This is a genomic window from Streptomyces sp. NPDC107546 (genome assembly GCF_055639175.1).
On sequence record NZ_JBVKBA010000009.1, the window covers coordinates 242,543 to 249,339 of the forward strand.

The following is a 6,797-nucleotide window of genomic DNA, read 5'->3' on the forward strand; positions in this document are numbered from 1 at the left end:
CACATTGACTCGCGCCAGTGCCGGGCTCGGGGCAGCCGCCCCGAGCCCGGCACCGATCGCTCCTTGCTACAGGTTCCGCACCCGGATGTTGCGGAACTCGATCAGGTCGTTGTCACTGTGGTTTTGCAGTCCCACGTAGCCGCTGAAGAACTGACGCAGGTCCGTGGGCGGGTCGCCCGCACGCGACGACGACTTGCCGGGCGTGTTGTCGAACTCGTTGATCACCACGCCGTTGCGGATGATCGTGTAGTGCTGCCCGACGACCCGGATCTCGTAGTCGTTCCACTGGCCCTTCGGGGTGACCCTCGCATGGGCCAGGTCGACCGGATCGAAGTTGTACACCGAGCCGGTCTTCTGGGGCTCGCCGGTGTCGCCGTCGTAGATCTGGATCTCGTTGCCGCAGTAGATCGCCACCCACTCCGGCGCGGTGCGGGCCGCTCCCTGCGTGCTGCAGCCCTCAGGCCGCTGGTCCAGCGGCGTCCGCGGATCGGGGAACCTCACGAACACACCGCTGTTGGCCCGGTGGTCGTCCGGAGCGACATCCCGGAACTGCAGCCGGATGGAGTAGTCCTTGAACTGCTGCTTGCTGTACCAGAGCATGCCCATGCCGCCGGAACTGCGCATCGTGCCGTCCGGCAGGAGCGAGAAGCCGCCCGCGCCCGCCTGGCTCCATCCGGCGAGACTCGTCGCCGATCCGTCGAAGATGGACGTGTATCCGGGTGTCTTGCCGATGGGCGACTGGGCACCCTCCTTGCTGAGCGTCGCCGCCTCGCGGTTGTCGATGACGTCGTCCTTGCGGAACTGGTCCACCAGATCGTTGAGGTGGCTGACGAACGCGCCGTGGTTCGGCCAGGCGCCCTCGTCGTCGATCAGGTCGTTGATGGTGCATCCGCCGCCGACCTTGTGGTTGGCCACGCCGGTGTCGGTGTCGAGCAGCCAGACGGTGGCACGGGCGTCGGGCGCCGTGCAGCCCGCCGTCACGTCGACCTTCCCGGTGGACTGCTCACCGTTGGCGTAGGTCACCTTCAGGGTGGCGTGGTAGGTGCCGTAGGAGGCGTAGGTGTGCGTGGGGTTGGCCTCGTGCGACGGCTGGCTGCCGTCACCGAAGTCCCACTCCCAGGCGACGCCGCCCGCCTTCTCGGCCGAGAACTGGATCGTCCGCGGCTTGCTCTGGGCGACCGGGCGACCGGAGGCGTCGCTCGGGTTCGGCGTGGCAGGGCCACCGTGGTAGGTGACGCGGACCAGCTTCTGGTTCGGGTCCAGGCTGAAGAAGCCGCCGGCGTAGTCGAGCATGTAGAGCGCGCCGTCCGGGCCGAACTTGGCGTCCATCCAGCTCTGGACTTTGTTGTCCCCGATGCCGCCGGGGAGGATCTGACGCAGGTCCTCACCGAAGGCCGGCGGCGCCTGGTCCTTGACGCTCGCCGGGTCGACGGTGACCGCGACACGGTTGTTGGCGTTGGACTCGTCGCCGATGAACCACTTGTTGTCCCAGTACGCGGGCCAGGCGACACCGCTGTTGGTGTCGACTTCCGAGCGGTGGTAGGTCGGGCCGTCCATGATGGCCTGGCCGCCGCCCTTGAGGTACGGCTCGGTGTACTTCTCGTCGCTCTGCACGTACGTGGGCAGCCCGCTGCCGTCACTGCGCTTCGGGTAGACCACGCCGCCGCCCTGCGGCGAGTACCAGATCATGTTGGTGCGGATCGGCGGGAGGTCCACCAGACCGGTGTTGCGAGGCGAGGTGTTCTTCGGGTGATCGCAGTCGTACCAGCCGGTCAGCACGCTGGCATCGGTGTTGCTGCGGTCGCGGTACGGCTGCTTGTTGCCCATGCAGTACGGCCAGCCCTGGTTGCCCGCGGAGGTGATGATGGTCGCGGTCTCGTACTTGGCCGGGCCGAGCTCCGGGTCGGGCGTCGGCGCGTCGGGGCCGACCCAGCCCGCGGTCAGCCAGTTGTTCGTCTTGTCCCAGGCGATCCGCGCGATGTTGCGGACACCCATGACGTAGATCTCCGGACGGGTCTTGCCGCCGCCCTCCTCCTGGCCGGTGAACAGATTGCCCTTGGGGATCGTGTACGTGCCTTCGGGCTCGGGGTGGATCCGCAGGATCTTGCCGTTGAGGTCGTTGGTGTTGCCGGCCGTACGGCGGGCGTCCTGGAAGGACAGGCCCTTGTAGTCCTTGGTCCAGTTGTTCCCGGAGTAGCCGGCCCCGGCTCCCTGGGAGGAGTTGTCGTCACCGACGCCGACGTAGAGGTTGCCATCGTTGTCGAAGGCCATGCCGCCGCCCGTGTGGCAGCAGCTGTGGATCTGGGCGGTCCAGTGCAGCAGGTCCTTGCGGGTGCTCTGGTCGATCAACTGGTTCTTGAAGTCGTAGGTCAGCCGCGAGATGGTGCGCTGGCCCGTCTGCTTGTCCCGGTCGACCGACTCGTGCGGCATCCAGTAGATGTAGATCCAGCCGTTCTGCTCGAACTTGGGGTCGAGCGTGATGCCGACCAGACCCTCCTCGTTCTTGACCAGCTCGTCGCCGCTGCCCCGGTTGCCCATCACGTCGAGCGTGGTGAGCAGCTTGACCTGCTTGGTCTTGGGGTCCCACTGGTGGATGGTGCCGCAGCCCAGGCCCACGTTGGGGTCGTTCCAGTCGGGGATCGGACCGCTCGGGCAGGCCGCCTTGCCGATGTAGAAGACCTTGCCGTCGGGGGCGATCGTCAGACCGTGCGGCTCACCGATCTGGTCGAGCTGGCCCTGCTGGTTCTTGCCCGTGAGCCGTTCGACCGAGTAGTTCGACGCGATGGTCGCCTGGCAGTCGCCGCGGACCATGCCGGTCGTCCACTCGATGGCGCCGAGCAGATGACTCTGGAACTTGGTGTCCGAGGTGTAGCTGTCCTCGGTGCGGCCCATGCCGGTGTAGAACGACCGGCCGCCGTCGTAGTCCCGACACCAGGAGATCGGGTGGAACGGGCCGTTGCCCGCCGGCCCCGCGTCGTAGGAGTTCTCCTCGACCTGGGCGACCGTCTGCACCTTGCCGTTCGGGTTCGGGTCCCAGTTCATCCACTGGTCGGACCGGGTCCACTTCAGCGGCAGGCCCTTGTTCGCCGGGTGCTGACGGTCGGTGATGTCCACGACCGCCTGCTGCACCTTGGTCTCCGGCGCGGGCGCCGGGTCGGCACCGAAGAGCCGCAGCTCGGCCAACTGGATGAGCGGCTCACCGGAGTTGGCCGTGATGTTCAGCCGGTAGTACTGGTAGGCCGTGGTGTTGGAGAACTTGTACTGCTTGGTCTGGAAACGGTCCGGGAAGCTCTGGCCGGTCTGGGTGTCCAGCGTCTTCCAGGTGTCCCCGTCCTGAGAGCCCTGGAGGGTCCAGTTCTTGGGGTCCCGGCCCGGGTAGTCGTTCGCCGACGTCAGCGCATACTGGGCCACCGCGACCGCATGGTCCATCTTCGCCGTGACCCACGCGGTGTTCTGGTGGGCCAGCCACTTGGTGGTGTTGCTGCCGTCGAACAGCTTGGCCTTCGTCTCGTTCGGCGGGTTGTCGTCGCTCGCCGTGACGTCCGCCACCTTCTCGGAGGCGGGCAGACTGGCGGCCGGACGCGTGCCGATCAGGCCGGTGAACCAGCTGGAGTCGGCGTCCGCGCGCGCCGCGTCGTGGACGCCGACGAAGCCGCCGCCGCCCTTGACGTAGGCCTGGAACGCGGACTCCTCGTCGGAGGTGAGGGACACGCCCTTGGCCGACAGGAAGACCACGCCTCGATAGTGGGCCAGGCGGTCGGGGGTGAAGACGGACGGATCATCCGACTCGTCCACGGAGAAGCCGTTCTTCTGACCCAGTTCCTTGATCGTCGACACGGCGGTCGTGACGGGATCGTCCTGCTGATCGGCCGGTCCGTGGAAGACCAGGACGTTCACCGGGGCTTCCGCGCCGGCATCCTGGTCGTCGTGTCCGGACGGCGACTGCGCTTGTGCCTGCAGCGCCGGCAGCGCGGACAACCCCAGTGCCAGCGCCGAGCCGGACAGCAGGACGACCGCGCGTCGCCAGGCCGGTGCCTGGCGGTGGGTCCGCGTGGAAAGCGACGGTGGTGCTCCACTTCGTCGTGACAGGGTGAACCGGTCTCTTCGGCCCATTGTTGCTCCTTGACTCGATCCGGCAACGGAAGAGTGGTCAGGGGGTGGAGCCAGGGCTGCCGCACGGGCCTCGCACGGCAGGCGCCGGGCGAGGCGGATTCGGGTCGGCCATCAGGAGGTCCGGAGACGGCCGGGGCGCCGGAGCCGGTGAAGTCGCGGGCGCCCCGGGACCTCAGGCCCCAGGGCCGACCGACCGGCGGCAGGGTGGTACACGCCCGTCAGACCGTCCGGTCAGGTCCGACGGGCGTGGCTTCGGGGCGGGAACGGCACGGGCACGGGTTGCCCGGTCTACATGGGCATGCCGCCACCGGGGACCGTGCCGTCGGCCTCGGTCACCAGGAAGACCCCGGACATGCCCATGTCCGAGTGGCTCTGGACGTGGCAGTGGTACATCCAGGCGCCCGCGCCGACCCGTTCACCGGCGATCACCTGGAACCCGAAGGAGTCCGCGGGGCCGGTGGTCTTGGTGTCGATGACCCGGCTGACGTCCTGCGGGCCTTCCAGCATCCCGGTGCGGTTGTCCACCCATCGGTGGCCGTGCACGTGGAAGGTGTGGAAGAAGTCGCCGTGAGTGATCACGACGAACTCCACCCGCTCGCCGCGGACGGCCTTGAAGGTGGGGGTGTCGGGAGCGATCTTGTTGTTGATGGTCATGTCGTTGAACACGACCGTGAACTGCTTGTCGGGCAGCACATCGCCCTTGCGCCGTACCACCACCGGGCCGTACAGCCCCTTCTTGATCCCGCCGGTGCCGTGCTCGGTGCCCACGTTGTGGTCGTGGTAGTGCCAGTAGCCGCCGCTTCCGGCCTCCCACGTGCCGTCGTGGCGTCTGCCCGGGGCGTGGGTGCGCCAGACGTAGGTGCGCCGGCCGCCCGGCTGGACGACGCTGTCGTTCATCTTGGTGCCGTCGCTGGCGGTGTCGTAGTCCAAGCCGTGCACGTGCAGGCTGGCGGCGACGTCGAGGTTGTTGACCACCTCGATGTTCATGGTGTCGCCCTCGGTCAGCTCGATGAGGGGGCCCGGAATCGTCGCCTGACCGGGGTGGAGGCCGTAGCCCATCTCCCCGTTGGGGAGCTTCTCCATGTACAGCGTCAGGTTACGGACCTCGCCGCCGTTGTCCTTCGCGGCGGGCTGGTCCGAGGGCGCGGCGGCGGTACTGCCGAGCACCGCGGGGGCGACGGCGGCCGCCACAGCTGAAGTGGCGAACGATCGCCGGGACAAGAGGCGTCGCACGCCTGCGCCTGAGTCGGTCATCGTTCTCCAATCCGCGACAGGCGTCGGTGCCTGAAGGCGTTTCGTGATCGTGAGGTGCGCGGCCCCAGGCAACACCGCATCCGGACGGGGCCGTTTGCGGTGGTGCGTCGGGCGTTCGGCCCCGCGGGGCCGGCAGAGGAGTCGTCGGCTGGGTCACCGATCCGTGGCCGTCCGGTCGGCGGGGGCTGCCGTTCGGCCGAGACGGGCTCGGCTCGGCCGAGGCGGACTGCGCCTCGGAACGGCCTCACCGTAGCGGCGCTTCTCCAGTTTTTCCAGACTCAGGCCAAAGTTGGTCGGGTTGCGGTCATAGACCTTGGCGGCTCGTCAAAAGAGCAGTACTTTCACGTCGTTGACGCAATTCGAAAGAGGTGGGTGAGCCCCGCTCGCGGGCCTGCGGTGTCACCGCTCCGGCACGGGGCGGAGCGGACACCGCCTGCTCGTTCGCGTGACCGCGGCCGGTCGCCGTCGTCACGTTCGGTGATCACCCGCAGCCGACTCGCCGTGCCGTTGAGTTCAGGGGCGTCCGGTCAGGTCACGGACCGTGTGCCGTCGCCGCCCCGGGTCGAGCTCCGCGCGGCACCCGGCCGGACGGGCCCCGACGCGGTCGTCCCGGCGGCTGGTCGTCCACCCGGCGGTACCGCCCATCCGTGCGTGGTACCGCACCAAGCGATTCTCGAAAGGTGCAGCGGTGTTCAGAAGACTGCTCCATGTCCAGCCGGATCCGCCCCCCTCCAGATTCGCGCCACGGGGCCGGTTCAGCCGCCACCCGGCGTTGGTGGCGCTGGTGGCCCTAGCGCTCACGGTGTTCTCGTTGGCCGCGCCGGCCGCGTACGCGGCGATGGGTCCCGACGCCGCCGCACCGACCCAGGTGCTCACCTGGACGGCTGGGGACGGCTACATGGGCTATACGTCCGCCCCCACCACCGCGGTGGCGGGCCCGGCGACCATCGTGTTCGAGAACAGCGCGGCGACCGGCAACACGACGGGGATGCCGCACACGCTGACGTTCGACACCTCCAACCCTGACTACAACACCGACGTCAGCCTCAACATCCAGGCGAGCCCGTCGGACTCCAGCGGAGGCCGTCACACGGCAGAGGTCACCCTGACCCCCGGTGTCTACCACTACTACTGCTCGATGCCGGGTCACATGATGTCCGGCGAACTGACCGTCACCGCGGCCCCCGGGAACGACACGACCGCGCCGGACACTTCGGCGTCGGTGTCCGGTACGAAGGACTCCTCCGGCAACTACGTCGGCAGCGCGACGGTGACGGTGTCGGCTTCGGATGCGGAGTCGGGTGTCTCGAAGGTGGAGTACGCGCTGGACGGGGGGGCTTACGCGGATTACAGCGCGCCGGTGCAGGTGAGCGGTGTGGGTCAGCACACGGTGGCGTACCGGGCGACGGACAAGGCGGGCAACACGTCTG

Annotated in this window: 3 protein-coding genes; 1 reads left to right on the top strand and 2 read right to left on the bottom strand. The window is 68.4% G+C overall.

Going from position 1 to position 6,797, the window contains the following annotated elements:
• Window positions 1–66: 66 nt before the first annotated feature.
• Both ACZ7L1_RS16280 and ACZ7L1_RS16285 read right to left on the bottom strand, forming a co-directional pair.
• Window positions 67–4,113: a ThuA domain-containing protein gene (locus tag ACZ7L1_RS16280; protein WP_471437726.1), complete on the bottom strand. Its 4,047-nt coding sequence runs from the start codon at window positions 4,111–4,113 to the stop codon at window positions 67–69.
• Window positions 4,114–4,401: 288 nt separating this feature from the next.
• Window positions 4,402–5,367: a multicopper oxidase domain-containing protein gene (locus ACZ7L1_RS16285; RefSeq protein ID WP_471437727.1), complete on the bottom strand. Its 966-nt coding sequence runs from the start codon at window positions 5,365–5,367 to the stop codon at window positions 4,402–4,404.
• A 775-nt stretch (window positions 5,368–6,142) separates the two neighbouring features.
• Here ACZ7L1_RS16285 and ACZ7L1_RS16290 point away from each other — a divergent pair.
• On the top strand, window positions 6,143–6,797 hold a 655-nt coding region (locus ACZ7L1_RS16290), incomplete at its 3' end, for a cupredoxin domain-containing protein (RefSeq protein WP_471437789.1).